We start from the raw sequence: 23394 nt of genomic DNA, 5'->3' as shown, positions 1-23394 counted from the left end.
CGACAACTCCTTGAAGTGTGGCGAAGACAGCACAACGACGACAATAACACCGAAATCAGTTTTGCGACTTTCAAGAGTGCATACAGTAAGCCTCTGGCGCGGTTGAAGGAATCGCAATTGTTCTTCTTTCTTCTCTACTAGCAGATTCGATAGGTAAATGATTGTTTTGTGTCAATATTGTTGTATTTGTTCTTTTTGTCACTTTCATGAAGCACAAGAGACAGTTTTATACAGTCGCGCAAAAGCGCTTGTGGTGGGAGCTCTTGTCTCCAACGAGGAAACAATGTCGGAAGATTGTGCTGTCTGTCACAAGACTTGGCCGTGATCTGGCAACAAAAAAGCCGCCCGCCCCTGTTGCAGGGCGGGCGGCTGAAGGTCTTTATCCGCGGCGCGAACTAGGCGCGGCTGAAATGGCGGTATTTGATGCGGTGGGGGATATCGGCGTCGGCTCCCAGGCGCGCCTTGCGGTCGGCCTCGTACTCGGTGAAGTTGCCGTCAAAGAAGACAGCTTGGCTCTCGCCCTCGAAGGCCAGGATGTGGGTGGCCACGCGGTCCAGGAACCAGCGGTCGTGGCTGATCACCAGGGCCGAGCCGGCAAAGGAGAGCAGGGCCTCTTCCAGGGCGCGCAGGGTGTTGACGTCAAGATCGTTGGTCGGTTCGTCCAACAGCAGGACGTTGGCGCCGCTTTTGAGCATAAGGGCCAGGTGCAGGCGGTTTTTCTCGCCGCCGGAGAGCACCTTGACCTTTTTTTGCTGGTCGCCGCCGGTGAAGTTGAAGCGGGCGATGTAGGCCCGGGCGTTGACGTCCTTGTTGCCCAACCGGATGGTGTCATAGCCTTCGCCCACCACCTCGAAGACCGACTTCTCGGGATCGAGCGCCTCGCGGCTCTGGTCCACGTGGGCCAGCTGCACGGTGTCGCCGAGCTTGAAGGCTCCGCTGTCCACGGTTTCCTGGCCGGTGATGAGGCGGAACATGGTGGTCTTGCCCGCGCCGTTGGGGCCGATGATGCCGACGATGGCGCCGCGCGGCACGGTGAAGGTCAGATTCTCAAAGAGCAGGCGGTCGTCGAAGCCCTTGGACACGCCCTCGGCCTCGATGACGTTCTTGCCCAGGCGCGGTCCGGGCGGGATGAAGATTTCCAGTTCCTTGGCCAGACGGTCGGATTCCTGGGAGGCCAGGGATTCGTAAGCGGCGATACGGGCCTTGGATTTGGCGTGGCGGCCGCGCGGCGACATGCGCACCCATTCCAGTTCCCGGGCCAGGGTCTTGGACCGTTCGCTCTCGCTTTTTTCCTCTTGGCGCAGACGCTCCTGCTTCTGCTCCAGCCACGAGGTGTAGTTGCCCTTCCAGGGGATGCCCCGGCCCCGGTCGAGTTCCAGAATCCAGCCGGCCACGTTGTCCAGGAAGTAGCGGTCGTGAGTGACGGCAATGACCGTGCCGGGGTAGCCGTGCAGGAAATGCTCCATCCAGGCCACGGACTCGGCGTCCAGGTGGTTGGTGGGTTCGTCGAGGAGCATGATGTCGGGCTTTTGCAGGAACAGCCGGCACAGGGCCACGCGGCGGCGTTCGCCGCCGGAGAGCACGTTGCAAGGCGTGTCGGCCGGCGGGCAGCGCAGGGCGTCCATGGCCATGTCCAGGCGGCTGTCGAGATCCCAGGCGTCGCAGGCGTCGAGCTTTTCCTGCACCTCGCCCTGGCGCTCGATGAGCTTATTCATGGCGTCGTCGTCCATGGGCTCGGCAAAGGCGGCGTTGATGTCCTCGAATTCCTTGAGCAAAGCCACGGTCTCGGCCACGCCTTCCTCGACCACCTCGCGCACGGTCTTGGTGACGTCCACCAGCGGGTCCTGTTCCAGGTAGCCGATGGTATGGCCCGGGGTGAGCACGGTCTCGCCCTGGAAATCCTTGTCCACGCCGGCCAGGATCTTGAGCAGGGTGGATTTGCCCGAGCCGTTCAGGCCCAGCACGCCGATCTTGGCGCCGTAGAAATAGGACAGCGAGATGTCCTTGATGATGGGTTTTTTATCGTGAAACTTGCTGACGCGGATCATTGAATAAATGATCTTATTGGGCTCTACGGCCATATCCTTCCTCCACAAGCGCCGCCCAAATCGGGCGCGCGCGTCAATTGGCGCTTACATGCAGGACAAGGGGCGACAATGCAAGCGGCCCTGCGCTCCGCCCGAAGAACGGAGTGAGGGCCGCCTGAACATGGACCCGGCAGGGCCGGGCCTCGGCTTGGCCTCGTTTCGTGGCTTCCCGCAACGTCCTAGACTTGCGGTCTGGACGTTACGGAACAGCATCCCCACGCCGACGTTTTGCCGGCGCGGGGATGGCCTTACTTCTTCTTGCGGGACATGGCCTCTTGGAGCTTTTCGCCCAGAAGCCCAAGGCCGCCGCTGGGGGCCGCCGCCTTTTCCTTCTTGACGAAGCGCTTCCATTCGTCGGGATTCTCCCGTTCCTTCTGGCCGCCGACCGGAGACAGGGTCATCTTGCGCTTGTCGGTATCGATCTCGGAGACGATGACCGTGGTCTCGTCGCCGATTTTCAGGCGTTCATAAGTCTGGGGTTCCAGGGCGTCGCGCAGCTTGGAAGCCGGCAGAAGTCCGGTGACGCCGGGGGCCAGATTGACGAAGATGCCGAACTGCTGGCGGTTTTCCACCGTGCCGGTGACGGTGGCCCCGATGGGGAAGGTCTCGGCCACGCCCTGCCAGGGGTCGCCGGCGGCTTCCTTGAGGCTAAGGCCGATGCGGCGCTTGGACAGGTCGATGTCCTTGATCGACACGGTGACGGCGTCGCCGGCGGCAACTACGTCGCCCGGCTTGGCCACGCGGCGGACATGGCTCATCTCGCTGACGTGGATAAGGCCCTCGATGCCCGGGGCGATTTCCACGAACGCGCCAAAGTCGGCCAGCCGCACTACCTTACCCTCGACCTTGTCGCCGACATTGAACTGGTCGCCTACGCTGTCCCAGGGATCGGCCCCGGCCTGCTTGATGGACAGCGAAATGCGCGGGCGGCCCTTCTTGTCGCGGTCAAAGGCCAGCACCTTGACGGTGACGGCTTCGCCCGGCGTCACGGCGTCCTCGGCCTTCTCGGCCCGGGACCAGGACAGCTCGGACAGGTGGATGAGGCCTTCCAGCCCCGGAGCCACCTCGGCAAACGCGCCAAAGGCCACCAGACGGCTGATGACGGCCGGCACAACATCGCCGGGCTGGACCGTCTCCATGAAGCGCAGCTCGGATTCGACCCGGGCCTGCTCCAGGAGTTTGCGGCGCGACACCACGATGTTCTTGCCGTCACGCTCGAAGGTGATGATGGCGAACTGGTAGGTCTGGCCCACGTGGGCTTCGGGATTGTCGGTAAAGGCCAGATCAATCTGGCTGACCGGACAGAAGGCCCGGCGGTGGACGATCTCGATGTCGAAACCGCCTTTGCGGGCCGCCGTCACCTTGCCCTCGACCGGAATATTGTTCTCGTAGGCCTCACGCAACGCCTCGGCGCCGCCCTGGCCGGTCAGGGCCTTGGACAGGGCCACTTCGTCGCCCCGCACCGAGACGACGTAGAGGGTGACCTCGTCGCCTTCGCCCACCGTGAGCTGGCCGTTGTCGTCGAGAAATTCCGACTTGTCGGCCACGCCGTCGAGTTTGGTGCCGGTGTCGACCACAAGCGTGGTCTCGGTGACGGCGATAACGGGTCCGGTGATGCGGTCTCCAACATGGATCTCACCGCCGCGCTCGGCCAAAGAGGCCTCCATGAGCGCGGCGAATTCGCCCTCGGCCGGCATTTCCTTGGTGTCCGGCGACTTGTCTGCCATGATCGCTCCGAAAAAAAAGGGTGATTTGGGCGCGAATGCGCCGGGGCGCACTGTAGCGCAGCGGCTATCCTTGTCAAATGCGAAAAAAGCCCTATCCTCCCCAAATCCGTCTTTGAAACGTGAGGAAGTTGTCGCATGGATCCAGTTACCCACATCACGGCGGGCGTGCTTTTAGGCCAGGCGGCCAAGGATCGTTTCCCGGGCGTCAGGCCCCTTGTGCCCCTCTCGGCCTTGGCCGTCTGGATGCCGGATGTTGATAATATCGTTACGTTTTTTGGCGCTGAGGCCTACATGCGCCACCACCGGGGCTACACCCATTCGCTGCTTGGCGGGGCGCTTATGGCCTGGCTTTTGGCCCTTGTCGTTTCCCGATTCGCCGGGGGTGCGAAGGCCTCGCGGCTCTTTGTGCTTTTTTATTTAGGCGTACTCTCCCACCTCTTTCTCGACTGCATCACTTCCTACGGAACAGGCGTTTTCCTGCCTTTTTCCGATGTCCGGGTGTCCGTGCCCTCGGTCTTCATCATTGATCCAATCTACAGCCTGGCCCTGATCGGCCTGGCCGTGGCCGCCGCCCTACGCCCGGCGGCGGGCAAGAAGCTGGCCGTGGCCGGACTGGCCGTCATGCTGGCTTGGCCGGCCATCGGCTTTGGCGTGGGTCAGGCCGTGTCCGCCCATGCCCGCGATCTGCTTGTCGCCCGGGGCGAAAAGCCCACGCGCGTGACGGCCCAGCCCGATGCTTTTGCGCCCTTGTGGTGGAAGATCATCGCCGAGGAAGGCAACGACTATGTGCTGACGGGTCTGACCCTTGCCGATCCCGATACCCTGCTTCCCGAGCGGCGTTTCGAGCGGGCCGGGCGCGACGAACTGGAGCGGTTGGGCAAGCAGGCTCCGGTTTTTTCCTACTATGTCTGGTTCACGGATTTTCCGGTCAAATCCGCCGCCGCCACGCCCGACGGCACGGCCCTGGCCTTCCAGGATCTGCGGTTTATCGCCGTCAATCCGCTGGTGGAGAAGGTGCGCGGCCCCATGGTGCCGTTTACGCTGACGGCCTATCTTGATCCGGCCGGCAAGCTCACCCGGGCCATGTTTTCCCAGATGGGCAAGGGCGAGCTGATCCTGCCGCGCACGGGCGTGGGGCTGGCCGGCTTCGGCGGCGGCTGATCTTTTTTTGCCCCCAAAGAAACGGCCCGGAACGCGAAAGCGTTCCGGGCCGTTTCTTTGGATGGGGGGGCCGGGGGCCTCAGGCACCCGGCGGAGAGGTCCAGGAGAGGCAGAGCCTCTCCTGGCCGCCGGAGGCACTCCCCGCGCGCTACCGCGCCGGGCCGACTGGGACGAGGATTTCGGTGAGCAGTTGGTCGGGAGGGGTGGTTTTGGGATCATTGAGGTAGATTTCCATGCTCGGCTCCATGGCGAATTCCCGGCCGCAGTCCGGTCCCCAGACGCCGCACAGCCAGGCGTAGGCCGGGGCCAGGTTCGTGTACGGTCCTTTGACCACGGCGCTGGCGTAGTCCCGGCCGCCGATGGAGGCCACGGGCAGGTCGGGCGTGCCGGCGAAACTGTCGGGCACGGTCATGCAGGCGTCGTAGCGGATTTTCTCCGGCGGCGTGATCTGCGGATCGTCGTGGCCGATGCCGATGAACTTCGTGTCCGGGCCAAAAAGTCCCAGCGGCCCGGCCTTGGCGCAAAGGCTTGCCCAGGCCGGCTCGCACTGGTCGTAAGGGCCGACATGGCGCACGCAGGCCACTTTCATGAGCGGCAGGGTTTTGATGACGACATCCAATTCCATGATGACGAACTCCTTTGCGGGGGGCAGGTGTTTGGGGGTTTCGGGCGGCCCTTTGCGCTCCCGGCTGGCCTGACGCCAGGCCGAGGGCGATACGCCGTAGACGGCGCGAAAGGCCCGGGCAAAGGCTTCGGGCGACTCGAAGCCGGCTTCCAGGGCCACGGTGGTGACCGGCTGGTCGCCGTAGCACAGGCGCTGGGCGGCCCGCTCCAGGCGCAGCCGGCGCAGATAGGCCCCCACCGTCTCGCCGGTCATGCCGACAAAGATGCGGTGGAAGTGATAGGGCGAGAAATGAGCCGCCCCGGCGATGTCGGAGAGCGCCAATTCTTCGTCGAGCCGGGCTTCCATCAGCCGCATGGCGGCCAGCACACGCCTTTGCCAGTCCTTTCGCGTTACTTCGCTCATGTCCGTTTCCTGCCCAGGGAACTAGTCGATCCTTTCCCTGTTCGCCTGATATTTTTTGCTTTTTTTCATGGGCGGCGGCTTTTGTCTGTTTGTCTGTGAAAAACAGTCAAAATTTATCGTTGAACAATGAATCAAGCTTGTTTATCGATGCCCTGTCCGGACGCATGGAAGCCCGGGGCGGCGTCGGCCGGCGCTCGCCTCGAAGCCAACCGCTATCTTCTTGGAGAGACGCCATGAAAAAGATGTGTTTGCTGTTGTTGCTTGTGGCCTTTGCCGGGGGCTGCGCCAGGACCACAACCACGAGCCTTGTGGCCGGGAATCCGGCCGGCCGCGATCTGGGCCTGGGCAAGACCGTCGTGTTGACCTGGTTTGAGTTCGAGACGACCGACAAGGCCGGCCCGGAAAAGGCGGCCCGGCTGCGCGGTCTTATAGAAGCGCGTTTTGCCGGTCTGCCCGGGACCGAAGTCGTGGATGCCGGGCCGCTCGTGGCGGCCCTGGGCAGTCGCGACTGGCGCGCGGCCTCGGACACGGAACTGGTCGCCGCCGCCCGCACGGTCGGGGTCCACAGCGTGGCCCTGGTGGAAGTGGCCACCCTGGTCGGCCGGCTGCATATCTCCCTGACGCCGGCCTGGAGCGTGGAAACGTCGTTTGCCTATCAGGCGAGACTGCTTGACGCGAGGTCCGGTTCCCTGGTCCTGTCGGCCCTGCGCGGGCGGGATGTCGCCGTGGCCTTCGGGGTGCGGGGCCGCGAGGCGCTGTACCGCGATTTCACCGCCGATCTGGCCGAACTGACCCAATCTCTGGCGCAGCCGACCGACAAGTAACGGAGTCCGCCATGTATATCAAAACCAATCGGGACAGCATCCGCCGACAGGCCGGGCGGCTCGAAACCGTTTGTCTGGCCGCCGCCGTGGCGGTTTTGCCGCTGACCGCCCTGTACTGGGCCGCGTTCAACTTCCTGCCCGCCGACATGACCCGGCAGGCGGCGTCCCTGGCCGCCGGCCCGGAGTTGCCGGGCTGGGTGCGGCTTTTATGTTTTGTGGCCGCCATGGTTCCGGGCGCGGCGCTCATGGTGGCGCTGTTGCGGTTGCGTCGGCTGTTTGGTCTCTACCGGGAAGGCAGCCTCTTTTCCCTGGCCAACGTGCTGGCCTTTCGCGGCGTGGCTCGCTCGCTTCTGGCCTGGGCCGTGTGTTCCGTACTGGCCACGCCGCTGCATTCCCTGGCCGTCACCGCCGCTAACCCGCCCGGCCGGCACATGGTGAGCCTGGGCGTTGGCGGCACGGAACTGGCCCTCGTCTTTTTGGCCAGCCTCGCCCTGGTCATGGCCCGGGTCATGGACGAGGCGCGGCGGCTGGACGAGGAAGCGGCCCTGACGGTATAGGCTGGCCATATGGCGATCATCGTCAACCTCGACGTCATGTTGGCCCGGCGCAAGGTCAGCTCCAAGGAGCTGGCCGAAGCCGTGGGCATCACTGCCCAGAACCTGTCCATCCTCAAAACCGGCAAGGCCAAGGCCGTGCGTTTCTCCACCCTGGAGGCCATCTGCGCCTTTCTTGGCTGCCAGCCGGGCGACATCCTGGAATATCGCCCGGACACCGCCGGCCAGTCCGGCGAAGGAGCGTAACCCATGGCGGTCAGCGTTATCCTGGCCCATCCCCGTCCCGGCAGCTTCAACCACGCCCTGGCTGGGGTCGTCTGCGAAACGCTGGCCGACCTTGGCGTCGAGGTCTGGTTCCACGACCTCTGCGCCGAGGGCTTTGAGGCGCTTTTACCGGCTGCCGAGATTCCCCGCGACGCGCCCCTGCCGCCGCTTATCGCCAGCCACTGTCGGGAGGCGGCGGCGGCCGAGGGCTTCGTCATCGTCCATCCCAACTGGTGGGGCATGCCCCCGGCCGTGCTGGTCGGCTGGGTGGACCGGGTCATGCGGCCCGGCCTGGCCTACGAGTTCCTGGAGGGCGACGGCGGCGAGGGTGTGCCGCGCGGCTTGCTTGCCGCCCGCGCGGCCGTGGTCCTCAACACGTCCAACACGGCGGCCCAGAGGGAACGCGAGGTCTTTGGCGATCCCCTGGAACGCATCTGGAAGGACTGCGTCTTTGGCCTGTGCGGCGTGGCCGACGTACGCCGCCGCATGTTCGAAACCCTTGTCACGAGCAGTTCGGGACAGCGTCGTGGCTGGCTGGAGGAGGCCTCGGCCTTGACGGCCGCCGCGTTCGGCCCGGCGTGATTCCAAAGGAGAACCCCATGCCCCTGGTCAACATCAAGATCACCCGCGACGGCGCCACCGCTGAGCAGAAAGCCAAGGTCATCGAAGGCGTCACCAACGTCCTGCGCGACGTCATGGGCAAGAACCCGCAAACCACCTTTGTCATCATCGAGGAAGTCGACTGCGACAGCTGGGGCATCGGCGGCGAGACCGTGGCCGTGCGCCGGGCGCGGGGCTAATGCCCATTATAAAACATAACGACAGTTATGTTTTATAAGTATAAAATTAAATCAATATATTGTTTGCAATGTGCTTTCGCTTGAGAAATGGAATTGGAATAAGGGAAAAGAGAAGAGTGGGGCGCTGCCCCACGCCCCGCTGGGGGCCTTAGGCCCCCAGACCCCCAAACTGGGGATGACAAGCGTTTAGAATCGGATGAGATAGACGCCGGCCAGGAGCAGGACGGACCCGATCAGGCGCTTGAGGTCGAAGGGGATGTGCGGAAAGCCGAGCAGCCCGAAATGATCCAGCGCCATGGAGGCCGCCACCTGGCCGGCCAGGGTCAGGGCGATCATGGCCCCGCCGCCGATGCGCGGAGCCAGGATCACCGTGGCCGTGACGAAAAACGCCCCCATGGTCCCGCCGATCCAGTACCACCACGGCGAGGCCTTGTAGGCCGCCGTAAAGGGCACGCCCTGGCCTGTGACGCCCAAAACGACGCCCAGGGCCAGGGTGCCGACCAGAAACGAGACGAAAGCCGAGGGGATGGCCCCGCCGACCGCCCCGGCCAGCTTGCTGTTGATTCCGGCCTGGATGGGCATGAATGTTCCGGCCGCCAAGGCCAGGGCCAAGAGAATGTACTGCATGACGGCTCCGATGGCGAAGGGCCGGTTCTTGTAGAAAGCTGGCCGGCGTTGGTGGGCGCGGCCGCCGGGTCGGCTGCTGCGCTCGCCGCGCCCGGTTGATAAGGCGAATCTAGTAGCGCTTGTCGATGACCGTCTTGCCGATGGGGGCCAGGGCCAGGCCGGCCAGCTTGAGGTGCTGCAACGCGAACGGGATGCCGATGATGGTCACGAAGTTGGCCACGGCCGCCAGCAGGTGGCCGATGGCCAACCACACCCCGGCCAGCACGAACCAGATGACGTTGCCGATAAAGCCGAAGGTTCCGGTGCCGAGGTCCGGGCCGGACACGTCGCGGCGGTCCACCACTTCCTTGCCAAAGGGCCAAAACGACAGGTTGCCCATGACAAAGCAGGCCCGGGCCCAGGGGATGCCGATGATGGTGATGGCCATGACCACGCCGGCCAGGTACCAGCCGATGCCCAGCCACAAGCCGCCGAGAACGAGCCACAGGATGTTCATGAGAAAATTGACCGGGGCCATGAGGTGCTCCTTGAGCGGTTGATCGTGAATCGAGCCGGGCGCGCCGGCTTAAGCCTCGGGCAGCCGGGCCAGCAGGTTGGCCACGGCCCGCAGGTGGGCTTTTTCTTCCAGGGACAGGGTTTCATACAGGGTTTTGGCTGCTTTGTCGCCGGTTTGCCGGGCCAGCCGGGTATACAGGTCCAGGGCCTGGGCTTCCACCGAGGCGGCCAGCTCCAGGGCCTCCCGGGCCGAGGCCGGTTCGCCGCCGAGCATTTCCAGGAAAGCCGTCGCCGGCAGTCCGCCTTCCAGTTCCGGTCCGGTCCCGGCCACAAGCGCCTCCAGGTCGGCTGTCTCACCGGTCTCCTTTGCATACAGGCTATGGACATGGCGCAAGTGGCGTTCCTCGAAGCCGGCCAGCCGGGAAAACGTGGCGGCGGTTTCGGCGTCCCCGGCCGCGTCGGCCAACTTCTGGTAAAAGCCGCCCAGCGCCGCTTCCATGCCCAGGGCGGCCAGGAGGATCTGGCGCGGGGTTTCTGCTCCGGAGAGCAGCGTCATGCCGGCGTCCGGCGCGCCAACCGCCGCCGCGCCCTGCCAGGCCATGGCCCCGCCGAGCAGATTGACCACGCGGGGAAATCCCGCTCCGGCCAAGAGTTTCGCGGCGGCGGCGCTGCGCATCCCCGAGCGGCAATACACGGCAACGGGCTTTGCCTGGTCGATTTCCCCGAGGCGGTCGGGCAGCTCGGGCAGGGGCACGAGCTTCGCGCCAGGCAGGTGGAATTCTTCGTATTCCGGCTCCATGCGCACGTCGAGAAGGGTGATCTCGCCCGGCCGGGCGGCGTCGAGCAGGCGGCGCGCCTCGTCGGCCGAGACGTTTTGGATGGCCGGGACGGCGTCGGTTGACATGGCTGGCTCCGTGTTGCGGGTTGCGCTTGGGGCTGCGTGTAGGATAGCAAGCCCTTACGACGGAATATATGCTCGTGGGCGGGAAACCTTGTCAAGGCGGGATGGTATGGCGGGGGTTGTGACGCGGCGGCTTGCGCCGCTTTGGTTGGAGTTGGCGGTCATCGTGATCCTGGGCGTCGGCCTGTCCGTGGCCATGAACATGGCCCGGCAGGAGCCCGTGCCCTGGATTGTGGATTTTGCCGCCCTGGATAAACGTGACGCCTTGCGGCGCGGCCTGGAGACCATCGATCCCCATGCCGCCGTGACCATGCTCGGCAAGCCCGGGGTGGTTTTCGTCGATGCCCGCACGGCCGAGGAATTTTCCATGCACCGTGTGGCCGGGGCCAAGAACCTGCCCCAGGAGGCCATGTACGGCGATCTCGACGCCGCCGCCGGCAACCTCGGCCTGCGGGCCGAGGACCGCATCGTCGTCTACTGCGGCAATCTGCTGTGCGACAAGAGCAAGGAACTCGGCGAAGCATTGCGCACGGCTGGTTTCACGTTCGTCACGGTGATGCCGGAAGGCTTCGACGGCTGGCTGGCCGTCGGCGGACCCACGGAGGGCGGGGCATGAGGGTGTTCTTCGTACTGCTGCGCATGGCCCTTGGTCTGGTGTTTCTTTTCGCGGCCTGGGACAAGATCGTCGATCCCATGGCCTTTGCCAAGATCATCCGCAATTACCAAATATTGCCCGACATGGCCGTATCCGCCGTGGCGCTTACCCTGCCCTGGATCGAGGTCGTGGTGGGCATGTGTCTTCTCACCGGCTTCGTGGCCCGGGGCGCGTCCCTTTCGGCCAGCCTCATGATGGCCGTTTTTCTCGCGGCCATGGCCTGGGCCTGGCACAAGGGCATCGCCACCCAGTGCGGCTGCTTCACCACCAAGGCCGACGACGCCATCTCCCAGGCCACCTTCATCCGCGACGGCTCCATCATGGCCGTGTGCTTGCTCGTGACCCTGGACGTCTTTCTCCGGGCCAGGCGCGCCCCATGACAAAGGGCTTTTGCTGGTTCCTGTGAAACGCGATGCGTTCATATCAAGGACGCGACCCTAGGGGGACCATGTCCGGCGTCAAGATCATTCCCATCGGCAAGCCGCGCACGGTGCGCCAGCGCATCCTGGAAGCCCTGGGCGACCTGCTCGCCAAACAAGGCTTCGACGGGCTCTCCCTCGACCTCCTGGCCCGGACGGCCGGCCTGGAACGCGGCGTCATCCTGCGCCACTTCCAGGACTTCGACGACGTGGTCACGGCCTTTGGCCAGTCCTCGGCTTTTTGGCCCACCGTGGACGAACTGCGCGAGGACGTGGCAGAGCGTTTCGCCGCCATGCCGCCGCGCGCCCAGCTGGCCCATTTCTTCAAGGCCACCATCCGGGGCCTGCTCGCCCGGCCGCGCACCCTGGACATCCTGGCCTGGGAACTCATGTCCCGCAACCGCTACACCCGGCTGTTGGAATACCCCCGCGTGCGCTCGGCTCTGGAATTTTTCGAGTCTGTCACCGGCGACGTGCCCGAAAGCCTGGACCTGACGGCCATCGTGGCCGTGCTCGGCGGCGCGGCCATCTTCTTGACCGTGCGCTCCCGCCAAAGCGGCGTCTTCGGCGGGCTTAACCTCTACGACGACGCCGACCGCGAACGCGTGAACCGTGCCCTGGATCTGCTGCTGTCCGGGCTTATCCGTGAGGCCGAGACCCGGCAGTAGGCGAAGACGGGGAGAAGCGGGGGAATGCCCCCGGCGGCCAAAGAGGCTGAGCCCCTTTGGAAACCCCACCTAGGTCAAGGGGGGCGTTGGTGGGGCGGCGGTCGGGAGTGTGATACAGTTCTGGAGCCTGGGATGACACGCCGCATGTGGGCGGCCTCAGCCGCCCCAGAGGCATAACGCCGGGCGTCCCGGCAAGGAGAAACCCATGCTGATGCGGGATAAAAAAGTCGTGATTTTCGGCGTGGTCAACGAACGCAGCATCGCCTACGGCATCGCCAAGGTCCTGCGCGAGCAGGGGGCCAGGCTGGCCCTTGGCTACGCCGCCGAACCCATCCGCAAGCGCATCGAACCCATCGCCGCCGAACTCGGGGCCGAGTGCATCTTCCAGTGCAACGTCTCCAGCGACGAGGAAATCGCCGAAGCGACCCGGTTCGTCGGCGAAAAGCTCGGCGGCGTGGACTGCCTGGTCCATTCCATCGCCTACGCCAACCGCGAGGACCTGGCCGGCCGGTTCATCGACACCAGCCGCGAGGGCTTCCGCGTGGCTCTTGACGTTTCCGCCTTTTCCCTGGTCGCCTTGTGCCGGGCCTTTGAGCCGCTTTTCACCCCCGGCTCCTCGGTCATGACGCTGAGCTACTACGGCTCGGGCCGGGTCGTGGCCAACTACAACGCCATGGGCGTGGCCAAGTCGGCCCTGGAAGCCAGCGTGCGCTATCTGGCCGTGGACCTCGGCAAGCGCGGCGTGCGCATCAACGCCATCAGCGCCGGCCCGGTCAAGACCATGGCCGCTTCTGCCATTCATGGTTTCCGCACCATCCTGGAGACCATTGAGAACCGTTCCCCGCTGGGGCGCAACATCACCCTGGAGGATATCGGCCGCTGCGCCCTGTACTTGGCCTCGGACCTGTCGTCGGGCACCACGGGCGAGGTGATTTTCGTCGATTCCGGCTATAACATCATGGGCGTGTAGGCCCGTGCGGCGCACAGTGCTCGCTTGAGCGGGCCTTGAAGCCACAAGGTCTCAAAAGCCGGATAGCCGTGAAAAGGGCACGCAGCCTTGTTCGCTGCGCGCCAGGGGCAAACGCCTTGGCCCATCATCAAGCGTAAACGCCAAGTGGCTTCTCATGAAAAAGGCCGGGATATTCCGGCCTTTTTCATTGGATGCCGCAGGCAAGCCTTAGTGGCTGCTCAGGTAGTTCGACTGGACGTACTTGATCTCGTACCAGGTGCTGTTGGGGTTGACCGAGCCGTTGATGCTGTGCAGCGAACCGATGATGGAAGAGCCGCCGCCGGGATAGATGTTGCCGTTTGCCAGCACCGTGCCGAACCAGTCCACGCCGCCGCCCAGGGTGAAGGTTCCCCCCGTGTAGAGGAAGACCTTGGCGGCTGAGGCGGAAAATGTTTCGTCAATGCTGTTCATCTTGTTGCTGTTGGTGAAGCAGTTTCCCGATGTTGACGTTTTAACGTAGATAGTGGCGTTACTGGAGGCATTCCCCGAGACAAAGATGTTGATGTCGCCGCCGGAAACGTCGAGGCAGAGGTCGATCCAATTTGTGCTAAACGAGGTATAGTAGTAGTTTCCCGCCGTTATGGTGGTCTGGCTGGTAATATTCCGGGCCGTTGAAGCCGTAAATATCGGCGCTGTGGGCGCGGTGTAGCTGGCGCAGGCCACCGGCGCTGTCGGCGCGGTCGGGTTCGTGTAGATGTTGCCGTAGAGGTGGGTCAGGTATTGCTGGGTAGTGACGCCGGTCTTGGCGTACATGTTGCCGTAGACGGTGATGTTTTGCAGGGCGATGTTGGTCTGGCTGTGGATGTCCACATAGATGGTCGAGCCGCCGGTGGCCGTCACCGTGCCGGCCGCGTAGATGAAGCGCTTGACCGTGGAAGAACCGATCTTGGCGCTGGTCAGGCTGACCGAGGCTTGGCTGTGGATGTTGCCGTTGACGGTGGAGCCGCCGCTGACGGTCACGCTGCCCTTGGCGTAGATGTCGCCGTTGACCGTGGCCCCGCCGTCGATGGTCACGTCGCCCTGGGAATAGAGCGTCCCGTTGACCACGTCGGAGCCGCCGCTCACCGTGATGCTCGAATTGGAACAGATGACCTCTCCCGTGCCGCCCACGGTGACGCCGCCGCTGATGACCAGCGGCGTGGTGGTCGATGTGGTGGTGAGGGATCCGGCCACGGTGGAACCGCCTTGCAGGGTGACGGTGTTGGCCAGGACGTCGCCGGCCACATAGCCGGCCACTTTGGCCGTGCCGCCTGATGACATGACGTAATCCGACACGCCTCCGTCATCTTCACCGCCGCCCGAAGAGACCGGCGTGATGGAAGCCGACATGTAGGCGTTGGCTTCATAGCCTGCGCCAGGGTTGGCCGTGCCGATGACGCTTACCGGATATTTTCCAGTTCCAGTATTTTTCGCCCCCACGGTCAGATTGAAGGTGAGGCCGGTGGCCAGGGTGTAGTTGGTGGCCCCGGCCGTGTGCATGGCCGCAAGGGCGCTGTCGTTTTGCGCCGCCGCGAAAGCGAGACCGGAATAGGCGGCATAGGTGGCGCTGTCGGCCCGGTTTTCCGTCACCACGGAACTCGACGACGTGCCGAACTGCTTCTGGATGGCCGCCGCCAACACACCCAGGACGATGATCGCGCCGATGACGGCCACGATGACGCTGCCGCGCGTCGCTGTCGTGCTGCTGGAGGGGGGTGTCAATTTGTCCATGCTTCCCCCATTTTTATGCAAGTCTCGTTCCGCGATCACAAACTCTCCAGGGCGCGCCACGCGCCAAGCCACATTCCAGACACTGCCGCTAGTGTTTCAAATAAGTGACGGATCGGCTCTTGGCAAGGAAAAGCGGCCCGACCCCGGGCTTGGGGTTTGGCGATGCGGGACGACTTCCCCCCCTTGACGAGGTCGTGGCTTTTGGGCACTGGTTGCAAACAATTGTTTGAAACAAATGTTTTCGGAGGGGTCATGGACGCCAGCGAGGTCGGGATCAAGGATAAGCTTTTTTGGGCCGCCCTGCGGACCTTTGCCGCCAAGGGCTACAAAGGGGCCACCGTGCGGGCCGTGTGCCAGGAGGCCGGCGGTGTCAACGTCAGCGCCGTGCAGTATTATTACGGCGGCAAGGACAAGCTGTATCAGGCCGTGCTGGAGGTGCTTTTTACCGCAGCCGACCAGCGGTTCCGCCAGCGCCTGCTGGACGAGGCCAAGGCCGGGGACGGCCCCGAGGAGCGTTTGCGGCTGCTTATTGAGGTGTATTGCCAGGTGCTTTTTGCCCACGGCGAGGTCGGCGACGCTTTCCTGCGCCTGTGGGCCATGGAACTGGCCAACCCCACGCCCTTTCTCGGCGACATGGCCGAGCGCCACAGCCGGCCCCAGACCCTGGCCATGCTGGGGCTCATGGCCGAATTCGCCGGCCCGGACGCGCCCGTCACGACCCTGGTGGCCATGATGTCCTGCGTCCTGGGACCCTGCCTGTATCAGGCCTTGCTGTGGCAAAACCATCAGCGCATCGTGCCCGAGCATCCGCCCATGGCCGAGCATTGGCCGGTGTTTGCCGAGCAGTGCTTCCGCCACGCCCTGGCCGGACTTCGGGCCGTTGGGCAAGCCCGCCAAGGAGGCGCGACGTGATCTCAAACAAGCAGGCCACGGAGAGATTTTGGCAGCTTGACGCCCTACGGCTGACCGGCGTCCTGGCCGTGGTGCTCCAGCACGCCGCCGTGGCCTACAGCGCCTATGTGCCCTGGTGGTATGTGCGCGATCCGGCCAAGAGCGCCCTGGCAGACCTCATCTTGCTGATCTGCGACGGCGCGACCATGCCGCTGCTTTTCGCCGTGGCCGGGTATTTCGTTCTGCCGTCCCTTGGCCGGCGCGGCCTGGGCGGCTTTCTGGCCGGCCGGGCCAGGCGGCTCGTCGTGCCGCTTGTCGGGCTGACATTATTTTTCTGCCCGATCATCGCTTATGTCGATTACCGCGACAAAGGCGGCCTGGATGGCTTTTTCGCCCACTGGCTGGCTCTTGCGCCAACGGCCCTGGATTGGCGTTTCCTGCTTTTCGCCAGCGCCGACGCCGCCAAGGTGTCCCAGACGCTTCTGTGGTCGTTTCATCTGTGGTTTTTGGCCATGTTGTTCGTTTTTTGCCTGGTTGTGGCCGGTGCGCGGCTGGCGGTCGGGCCCGGGCTGACGCTGCGTGGGAGTTGGGGGGGGTGGAGCTTGGGCCGTATTGGCCTGCTGGCCCCGGGCGTCGGCCTGGCGGCCGGAGCCGGACAGATGGCCTGCCCGGACCCAGCCTGGGCCAGGTTGGGGCCGTTTCTGGTGTTCCAGCCCACGAGGCTGCCACTTTATGCCGGATTGTTCCTGCTCGGCGCGTCTGTCTGGAAGCGCGGCTGGTCGCCCGATCACGGCCTGCCCGGTCGGCCCTGGGGCTGGGGGCTGGCGTTTATTTTCACCCTGGCGGCCATGGCCAGGACCGGCGGCGAGGCCATGCAGGCCTGGGCGTCCGGCGCGCCCTCTGTCCCGCTGGCCCTGGTCCATGGTCTGGCCCGCACGGCTTTCGCCCTGGCCGCCACGGCCCTGGCCGTGGCGCTTGTCGGCCGGGCCAGGGCCGGGGCGTTCTGGCGGCGGCCGGGCTTGTCACGGACGTCGTTTGATTTGTACCTGTACCACTTCCCGCCGGTGGTGGTGCTGCAGTACTGGCTGTGCGGCACGGCCGTGCCGGTAGTGGTCAAGATCGCCGTGTGCGCTATCCTGCCGATTTTCGTCTGTCTGGGGGCAACCAGGCTGTGCGGCCGCCGGGCCTGGACCCGGCCGGCCCTGGTCGGGCTGGCGTTTGTGGGCTGCGCCGTGTTTTGGGGATAAAGGCGCGTCGGCGACCCTGGACCGGGATGCCGGCGCACCGCGCTGGGGCAAAGCGCCTCGGGCCGGCGTGGCCGTGAGGATGAATCAAGACCGAAGGAGTATGGACATGACCGAAGAAGCCGCGTTGCAAGAGCGCATCGCCCCGTGCGGCCTGGACTGCGGCCGTTGCCTGGACAACCCGGACAGCCCCATCGGCCGGCTGTCCCGGGAGCTGGCCCGGGAACTGGGCGGCTTTGGCCAGCGGGCGGCCTTTTTTGCCCGGCTCGATCCGGTGTTTGACGCCTACGCCGCTTTCGAGGGGGTCCTTGAACGCCTGGGCAAGGGCGGCTGCTCGGGCTGCCGCACGGGCAACTGTCTGCTGGGCGACTGCCGGGTCAAGGACTGCACCCGGGAGCGGGGCGTGGGCTATTGCTTCCAGTGCCCGGACTTCGCCGGCTGCGATCCAGGGCTGCCGCCGGGTCTGGCCGAGCGCTGGCGCGACAACAACCGGCGCATGGCCGAAATGGGGCTGGCCGCTTATGCCGCCTGGCAGGCCGGTCGGCCGCGTTACTAAGGCCGAACGACCAAAAGGCCCGAGGACCGGCGGCCACAGCGGCGCAGCGCCGTTGCGGCAAAGCCGCTTCAAAACGCGCGGCCGCTTGCCTGACGGGGCGAGCGCTTCAGACGGCGCGTCCGTCGAGCCCGAGCAATGCGTCAAAGAGGAGCGCGCCGAGGCCCGGAAGGGCGGCGCGGCTCAGCCGCCGCCCACGGGCGGAAAGATGCCGACCCGGTCGCCGTCGGCCAGCACGGTGTCCAGGGACGCGGCCGCGCCGTTGACGAACACGAGCTTGATTTCTTCCAGGGGAATGTCCAGACGTCGGACCAGTTCCAGGGCGGTCTCCCCGGGGGCGATGGGAAACGCGCCGGCATTGGCCGGCATGAGCGGGGCCAGGGTGGCGAAACAGCGCAGGTCGATGGGCATGGCCGTCTCCTTGTGGGGCCGATGGCGCGGCCTTTTTATGTTCTTTTAAGCGTTGCAAGGTCCGGTTGTCCATCGTTGTTGGTTGGCCACTGCCGCTGGTTGGCCAGGGAGGCGTTGCCTAGGATACGCCTGCCGTGTATAGGGTGGAGGATAGCAAAGGCCCGCTTGTCGTTGGCGGGTCGGCATGTCCCAACCGTCACCCTGGCGGGCGCATGAACAAAATCTGGGGCTACATCGCCGTAACGCTGTTTTTCGCCGCGGGCACGCTCCTGGCCCTGGTCTATCTCCGTTCCGGTTCCGTCCAGCCGTCGCCGCCCTGGGCCGGCGGGGAGATCCGGGTGGGGTATTCCAGCGAGCCGCCCTACGCCTTCCGTACGCCGGCCGGCGAGGTCACGGGCGTCGGGCCGGAGACCGCCAAGGCCGTGCTGGCCCGGCTTGGCGCCCCGCGCATCCGCTGGGTGCTGCTGGATTTCGGCCAGGCCCTGGCCGCCCTGGAAGCCGGACAAATCGACCTGCTCGCCAACGGCCTTTTCATCACCTCCGAACGGGCTGGGCGGGTGCTTTTCAGCCTGCCTTACGCCCGGGTCGGCCAGAGCCTTTTGGTGCGGCAGGGCAATCCCCGGAAACTGGCCTCCTACGAAGACGTCGCGGCGGCCCCGGACGCCGTCGCCGCCGTTCTCGACGGCTCCGTTGAAGAAACCGCCTTGCTCGCCATGGGCCTGCCCAGACAACGCCTGTTCGTCGTTCCTGACCCTGGCGCGGGACTGGCCGCCGTGCGTTCGGGACGGGCCGACTGCCTGGCCCTCTCCGGCCCCACCGTGCGCTGGCTGGCCGGCGAGAGCCAGGGCGAGGCCGAAGAGGCCAAGCCCTTTGTCCAGCCGGCGGCCCTGCCGGCCGGGGAGAGCGCCTTTGCCCTGCGCAAGGCCGACGCCCGGCTGGCCGAGGCCGTCAACGATGCCCTGCGCGATGTGGTCGGTTCTCAAGGCTTGGCTGCCCGCATCGAGCCCCTGGGCTTTGGGCGGCAAAACCTGCCGCTCTGGAGCCTGTCGCGATGAGCCTTGCCGTCATGCCCCTCGACCGTCGGGCCGGCGCGAACGGCTGGATCGACTTGCACCTCTACGCCATGGCCATGGCCGCCTTGTTGACCGGCCTGCTGTTGTGGTGGACCAATGTTTCCTGGCGGGAGAACTTCGAAGCCTATCCGCCGGTATTGGAAGAATTGCAGCACGCGCGGGCCGATACGGTCAAAGCCTACCTGGGTGTGGAGCGATACATGGCCGGCGAGCGGCATGTGCGCGTTCCGGACGTGGAAGCGTTCTTCGATCAGGCCCTGGAGAGCTGCCGCGATATTGCTCGGGCCATGGGCAAGGCCGAGGCTGTGGGGGAGGGGCAGGCCGAGCGTGAACCGTTTATTCAAAACCTGGATCGTTACGCCGCCTCCATTGCCGCGTTTCGGGAGCTGGCCATGCAGGGCATGGCGGCCGTGTCTGACAACAGAGCGTGGCTGGGCGTCGAGCGTCAGGCCGCCTTCGCCGCCCTGGAAAAACAGGCCGACGCCCTGAGCGAAACCGTGCGCAGGTGCATGGACGCCGCCGCCAGCCGGCAAACCCGCCTCAACAACATCCTCTTTTTCGCCTGGATATCCTTCCTGGCCTTTCTGGCCGCGAGCTTGGCCATCGCCGGCTCCCGCCGCCGCAAGGCCGAACAGGCCATGCTGGCCAGCGAAGACAAATACCGCAGCCTGTTCGATCAGGCCCGCGACGCCATCCTGGTCGTCGACGACGACACGGGACGCATCCTCGACTGCAACCGGGCCTTGGCCGCCGAATGGGGCTACCCGCCGGAAACCCTCATCGGCCGCACCACCGAGGCCGTGGGCCTCACCGACCCGGCCGACGACGACGCCCCGGCCTCGGTGCTTGGTCAAAACGGCAGCCTCACCACCATCCGGGAAACCCGGATGCGTACGGCCGCCGGCGACGAGCGCCTGGTTTCCGTCAAGTCCGGGCGGTTTCGCCTGGGCGAGGCCACGGTGCGCCTGGACATCTGCCGGGACATCACCGAGCTGCGCCGCGAAGAGGAGGCGCTTCGCGGCCGCGAGGCCATGCTGCGCAGCCTGGGCGACAACCTTCCCGATGGCGTCATCTACACCCTGGAGGTGGACTCGGCCGGCAACCACCGCTTCCTCTACGTGAGTCAGGGCCTGGAACGCATCCTGGGGCTGCCCGTGGCCCTGGCCCTGGCCGACGCCGAGCTGGTCTTTGCCAGCATTGTTGAAGACGACCGCGAGCGCCTGCGCCAGGCCGAGATCCAGAGCATGGCCACGGGCGAGCCGTTCGATGTTCAGGCCCGTATCTTGGCTCCGGACGGCGGCGTGATTTGGGGCCAGTTCCGGGCCGCGCCGCGCCCGGGAAGCGGGCGGGTGGTGCTCTTTGACGGCTTTTACTTCGATGTCAGCGCCCTTAAGCGCATCGAGGGCGATCTGCGCCGGGCCATGGTTGTGGCCGAGACGGCCAGCCAATCCAAAAGCGAGTTTCTCGCCAACATCAGCCACGAGATCCGAACCCCCCTCAATGGGGTGCTCGGGATGCTCCAGCTTCTTGAAACAGCGCCTCTCGGCCGCGAGGAGGCCGGCTACGTGACCACGGCCCTCAAATGCGGCCGGGGGCTGACCAGGGTGCTCGGCGACATCCTCGATTTCAGCCTGCTGGAAGCCGGAGCCATGGTCATCAAATCCACGCCCGTGGACGTACGCGACGTGACGGCCGATGTGCTTGGGGCGCTTTCCATCGAATGTCGGGCCAGGGGGATTGACGCCGGGCTGGTCGTGGCCCCGGATGTGCCGGCCCGAGTGCTGACGGACGGCGCGCGACTGCGCCAGATACTGTTTAATCTGGTCGGCAACGCAATCAAATTCACCCAGGCCGGTTCGGTGCGCCTGGACATCGCCCTGGCTTCGCAGCGCGGCCAGGCGGCGGTGCTCCTTTTCACCGTGGCCGACACCGGCATCGGGATGCCCGAGGAGAAGCTCGACGACGTGTTCGAGCCTTTCACCCAGGCCGACGGCTCCCTGACCCGGCGCTTTGGCGGCACGGGCCTGGGGCTTGGCATCGTCAAACGCCTGTTGACCCTGCTTGGTGGTTTTCTCGCCGTGGAAAGCCGGGTGGGCGTGGGCACCCGCATCGATTTTTCCCTGCCATGCAAACTGGAGCAAGCCCCAAAGGACGCTGTGGTCAAGGCGCGGCAGGCGAAAACGCCGGAAGGCCCGGCCCGGGTGCTGGTGGTCGAGGACGACGCCGTCAACCGTCTGGCCACGGTCGTCATGCTCGGCAAAATGGGCTATACGGTCGAGGCCGTGGAAGACGGCGATCTGGCTCTGGACGCCCTGGCCGCGCATTCCTTTGATGTGGTGCTCATGGATATCCAGATGCCGCGCCTAAGCGGCGACGAGGCGGCCCGGCGCATCCGGCAAGGCGCGCATCCGGGCGTTGACCGGCATGTGCCCATCATCGCCGTCACCGCCCACGCCCTGGAGGGCGACAAGGAGCGCTATCTCGCCTGCGGCATGAACGATTACCTGTCCAAGCCCGTGGACGTGGGCCTGTTGCGCGAGGCCGTGGGCCGGGCCCTGGCCGGCCGCACGGGAATTGGTGTAGCCTGAGGCCCGGCACCGATCACTTTAAGCCGTATCCAGCGGAGGATTTCCATGCCCCAGACCGTCATCGAACTGCTCATGTCGCGCCTCAAGGCCATCGGCGTCACCGACGTCTTTGGCGTACCCGGCGATTTCTCCTTTGCCTTAAACGACGCCATTGACGACGATCCGGACATGCGCTGGATCGGCTGCACCAACGAACTCAACGCCGCCTACGCCGCCGACGGCTATGCCCGGGTGCGCGGCAAGGCCGCGCTGTGCACCACCTACGGCGTGGGCGAGCTGTCGGCCATCTGCGGCGTGGCCGGCTCCTACACCGAACATCTGCCCGTGTTCCATCTGGTCGGGATGCCCAGCATCTCCACCCAGCGCCTGGGCCGGGTGGTCCACCACACCCTGGGCGACGGCCAGTTCGACGCCTTTGCCGCCATGGCCAAGCCCGTGGCCTGCGCCAGCGCCATTTTGACGGCTGAAAACGCCGCCTGCCAGATCGAACGCTGCATCGAGGCGGGGCTGACCCGCAATCGGCCGGTCTACATGGCCCTGCCCCAGGACCAGGCCAACAAGGCCCTGCCCGGGGAGTACGTCTGCGCCCCGGAAGCGCCGGTAAGCGACCCGGCCGTCCTGGCCGCCTGCCTGGAGGCCATGGCCGAGAAATTCGCCGGGGCCGGCACGGCCGTGGTCCTGGCCGGCTACCTCATCGCCCGGCTCGGGCTGCGCCAGACCGCCCGGGAGTTGCTGGAGCGGACCGGGTTGCCCTTTGCCACCATGTTCATGGACAAAACGGCCCTGGACGAGACGCTGCCCGGCTATGTCGGACTCTACGACGGGCGCATCATGAACCCGGAAGTGCGCGATTTCGTCGAAGGCTGCGATCTGGTGCTCAACCTCGGGGCGCACTGGAGTGATTTCAACACTGGCGCTTTTACCGCCCACATCGACCAAAGCCGCATGATCGCTGTCATGCAGCACGAGGTGCGGGTGGGTTACGCCACCTTCCCCAACGTCGAAATGCGTGACGTCCTGGCCGGGCTGGACCGCCTTTTGCCGGCCAAGACCATCAGCCACCCCCGGGCCAAGGGCCTGGGCGAGCCCAAGGGCGCGCCGGGTGATCCCATCACCCCGGACTACCTCTATCCGCGTTGGGAGAAATTCCTGCGTCCCGGCGACATCGTCATGGCCGAGACCGGCACGGTGTCCATGGGCCTGGGGTTTGCGCTGATGCCCGAGGGGGCGGAATTTTTCAACCAGACCTTGTGGGGAGCCATCGGCTGGGCCACGCCGGCCGCCTTTGGCGCGGCCCTTGGCGCGCCGGATCGCCGCACGCTGCTTTTCACCGGCGAGGGCGCGCACCAGATGACCGTGCAGGAACTCGGGCAGTTCGGCCTGCATGGGCTCAAGCCCATCGTCTTTTGCCTCAACAACGACGGCTATCTGATCGAGCGCCTGCTGTGCAAGAACCCCATGAGTTCCTACAACGACTTGGCTCCCTGGAAGTATGCCGAGCTGCCGGCCGCGTTTGGGCTATCGGACTGGTACTGCGCCAAGGTCACGACCAACGCCGAGCTGGAAGCGGCCATGGCCAAGGCCGAGAGCTGCGGCACGGGAGCCTACATTGAAGTGGTCATGGACCGCATGGCCGCCTCGCCTCTGGCCCAGAAACTCGGGGAGTCCATCAAGACGCTCTACGCCAGCGCCAAATAACGGGGTAT

Annotated in this window: 24 protein-coding genes; 16 read left to right on the top strand and 8 right to left on the bottom strand. The window is 65.4% G+C overall.

The features are described from left to right. Nucleotides 1–395: 395 nt before the first annotated feature. Entirely contained in the window at nt 396–2081 is a 1686-nt protein-coding gene (gene ettA / locus DMR_RS12675; RefSeq protein WP_015861314.1) for an energy-dependent translational throttle protein EttA, read from the bottom strand. A gap of 254 nt (nt 2082–2335) precedes the next feature. Then, nucleotides 2336–3814, bottom strand: a complete 1479-nt coding sequence (locus DMR_RS12670; RefSeq protein WP_015861313.1) for a 30S ribosomal protein S1 — start codon at nt 3812–3814, stop codon at nt 2336–2338. A gap of 135 nt (nt 3815–3949) precedes the next feature. On the opposite strand from DMR_RS12670, the gene DMR_RS12665 reads away from it, so the two are divergent. Beyond that, nucleotides 3950–4975, top strand: coding sequence for a metal-dependent hydrolase (locus DMR_RS12665; RefSeq protein ID WP_015861312.1), 1026 nt, complete (start codon nt 3950–3952; stop codon nt 4973–4975). 148 nt (nt 4976–5123) lie between these two features. Here the strand turns inward: DMR_RS12665 and DMR_RS12660 are convergent, their stop codons facing one another. Continuing rightward, nucleotides 5124–6002: an AraC family transcriptional regulator gene (locus tag DMR_RS12660; protein WP_015861311.1), complete on the bottom strand. Its 879-nt coding sequence runs from the start codon at nt 6000–6002 to the stop codon at nt 5124–5126. A 233-nt stretch (nt 6003–6235) separates the two neighbouring features. On the opposite strand from DMR_RS12660, the gene DMR_RS12655 reads away from it, so the two are divergent. The 5 genes from DMR_RS12655 to DMR_RS12635 are packed head-to-tail and all read left to right on the top strand — an operon-like array spanning nt 6236 to nt 8444. Further along, nucleotides 6236–6826 (top strand): hypothetical protein, encoded by a 591-nt coding sequence (locus DMR_RS12655; protein ID WP_148208427.1) that lies wholly within the window; start codon nt 6236–6238, stop codon nt 6824–6826. An 11-nt stretch (nt 6827–6837) separates the two neighbouring features. After that, nucleotides 6838–7383, top strand: a complete 546-nt coding sequence (locus DMR_RS12650) for a DUF2975 domain-containing protein (protein WP_015861309.1) — start codon at nt 6838–6840, stop codon at nt 7381–7383. A 9-nt stretch (nt 7384–7392) separates the two neighbouring features. Then, nucleotides 7393–7626 (top strand): helix-turn-helix domain-containing protein, encoded by a 234-nt coding sequence (locus DMR_RS12645; protein ID WP_015861308.1) that lies wholly within the window; start codon nt 7393–7395, stop codon nt 7624–7626. Between the two features lie 3 nt (nt 7627–7629). Then, nucleotides 7630–8226, top strand: coding sequence for an NAD(P)H-dependent oxidoreductase (locus DMR_RS12640; protein ID WP_015861307.1), 597 nt, complete (start codon nt 7630–7632; stop codon nt 8224–8226). A gap of 17 nt (nt 8227–8243) precedes the next feature. After that, entirely contained in the window at nt 8244–8444 is a 201-nt protein-coding gene (locus DMR_RS12635; protein ID WP_006922317.1) for a tautomerase family protein, read from the top strand. A gap of 186 nt (nt 8445–8630) precedes the next feature. Here the strand turns inward: DMR_RS12635 and DMR_RS12630 are convergent, their stop codons facing one another. From DMR_RS12630 to DMR_RS12620, 3 genes are all read right to left on the bottom strand, one after another. Next, the gene (locus tag DMR_RS12630; RefSeq protein ID WP_015861306.1) at nt 8631–9071 is read right to left on the bottom strand and encodes a DMT family transporter; all 441 of its coding nucleotides are present in this window, start codon (nt 9069–9071) and stop codon (nt 8631–8633) included. A gap of 109 nt (nt 9072–9180) precedes the next feature. After that, entirely contained in the window at nt 9181–9588 is a 408-nt protein-coding gene (locus tag DMR_RS12625) for a YccF domain-containing protein (protein WP_015861305.1), read from the bottom strand. A 48-nt stretch (nt 9589–9636) separates the two neighbouring features. Next, complete coding sequence (locus DMR_RS12620) at nt 9637–10470, bottom strand: rhodanese-like domain-containing protein (RefSeq protein ID WP_015861304.1); 834 nt, start codon at nt 10468–10470, stop codon at nt 9637–9639. A gap of 106 nt (nt 10471–10576) precedes the next feature. Between DMR_RS12620 and DMR_RS12615 the strand changes: the two genes are divergently transcribed. The 4 genes from DMR_RS12615 to DMR_RS12600 all read left to right on the top strand — a co-directional run bounded on the left by DMR_RS12615 (nt 10577) and on the right by DMR_RS12600 (nt 13179). Further along, complete coding sequence (locus DMR_RS12615; protein WP_015861303.1) at nt 10577–11083, top strand: rhodanese-like domain-containing protein; 507 nt, start codon at nt 10577–10579, stop codon at nt 11081–11083. After that, nucleotides 11080–11502: a MauE/DoxX family redox-associated membrane protein gene (locus DMR_RS12610; protein WP_015861302.1), complete on the top strand. Its 423-nt coding sequence runs from the start codon at nt 11080–11082 to the stop codon at nt 11500–11502. The genes DMR_RS12615 and DMR_RS12610 overlap by 4 nt, the downstream gene beginning before the upstream one ends. 68 nt (nt 11503–11570) lie before the next feature. Beyond that, a complete protein-coding gene (locus DMR_RS12605) occupies nt 11571–12209 on the top strand; it encodes a TetR/AcrR family transcriptional regulator (RefSeq protein ID WP_043600639.1) in 639 nt (212 codons plus the stop codon). Between the two features lie 205 nt (nt 12210–12414). Continuing rightward, nucleotides 12415–13179 (top strand): enoyl-ACP reductase FabI, encoded by a 765-nt coding sequence (locus DMR_RS12600; protein ID WP_015861300.1) that lies wholly within the window; start codon nt 12415–12417, stop codon nt 13177–13179. Nucleotides 13180–13386: 207 nt separating this feature from the next. On the opposite strand, the gene DMR_RS12595 is transcribed toward DMR_RS12600, so the two are convergent. Further along, nucleotides 13387–14928, bottom strand: coding sequence for a bactofilin family protein (locus tag DMR_RS12595; protein ID WP_148208426.1), 1542 nt, complete (start codon nt 14926–14928; stop codon nt 13387–13389). Nucleotides 14929–15180: 252 nt separating this feature from the next. Here DMR_RS12595 and DMR_RS12590 point away from each other — a divergent pair, with 252 nt between their 5' ends. The 3 genes from DMR_RS12590 to DMR_RS12580 all read left to right on the top strand — a co-directional run bounded on the left by DMR_RS12590 (nt 15181) and on the right by DMR_RS12580 (nt 17619). Then, nucleotides 15181–15840 carry a TetR/AcrR family transcriptional regulator gene (locus DMR_RS12590; RefSeq protein WP_015861298.1) on the top strand — a complete coding sequence of 220 codons (660 nt, stop codon included), beginning with the start codon at nt 15181–15183 and terminating at the stop codon, nt 15838–15840. Then, entirely contained in the window at nt 15837–17066 is a 1230-nt protein-coding gene (locus DMR_RS12585) for an acyltransferase family protein (RefSeq protein WP_015861297.1), read from the top strand. Before DMR_RS12590 ends, DMR_RS12585 begins: the two co-directional genes overlap by 4 nt. A gap of 106 nt (nt 17067–17172) precedes the next feature. Beyond that, a complete protein-coding gene (locus DMR_RS12580; protein WP_043600636.1) occupies nt 17173–17619 on the top strand; it encodes a DUF3795 domain-containing protein in 447 nt (148 codons plus the stop codon). Nucleotides 17620–17799: 180 nt separating this feature from the next. Here the strand turns inward: DMR_RS12580 and DMR_RS12575 are convergent, their stop codons facing one another. After that, nucleotides 17800–18027 (bottom strand): MoaD/ThiS family protein, encoded by a 228-nt coding sequence (locus DMR_RS12575; protein ID WP_015861295.1) that lies wholly within the window; start codon nt 18025–18027, stop codon nt 17800–17802. Between the two features lie 212 nt (nt 18028–18239). Between DMR_RS12575 and DMR_RS12570 the strand changes: the two genes are divergently transcribed. From DMR_RS12570 to DMR_RS12560, 3 genes are read left to right on the top strand one after another with little or no spacing between them, the layout of a single operon-like run. Then, nucleotides 18240–19082, top strand: a complete 843-nt coding sequence (locus tag DMR_RS12570) for a transporter substrate-binding domain-containing protein (protein ID WP_015861294.1) — start codon at nt 18240–18242, stop codon at nt 19080–19082. Beyond that, complete coding sequence (locus DMR_RS12565; RefSeq protein ID WP_015861293.1) at nt 19079–21688, top strand: PAS domain-containing hybrid sensor histidine kinase/response regulator; 2610 nt, start codon at nt 19079–19081, stop codon at nt 21686–21688. Before DMR_RS12570 ends, DMR_RS12565 begins: the two co-directional genes overlap by 4 nt. A gap of 45 nt (nt 21689–21733) precedes the next feature. Continuing rightward, nucleotides 21734–23386, top strand: a complete 1653-nt coding sequence (locus DMR_RS12560; protein WP_015861292.1) for an alpha-keto acid decarboxylase family protein — start codon at nt 21734–21736, stop codon at nt 23384–23386. The last annotated feature ends 8 nt before the right edge of the window (nt 23387–23394 follow it).

This window comes from Solidesulfovibrio magneticus RS-1 (assembly GCF_000010665.1).
GTDB classification, from domain to species: Bacteria; Desulfobacterota; Desulfovibrionia; order Desulfovibrionales; family Desulfovibrionaceae; genus Solidesulfovibrio; species Solidesulfovibrio magneticus.
This window is presented reverse-complemented; position numbering and strand designations above follow the sequence as displayed.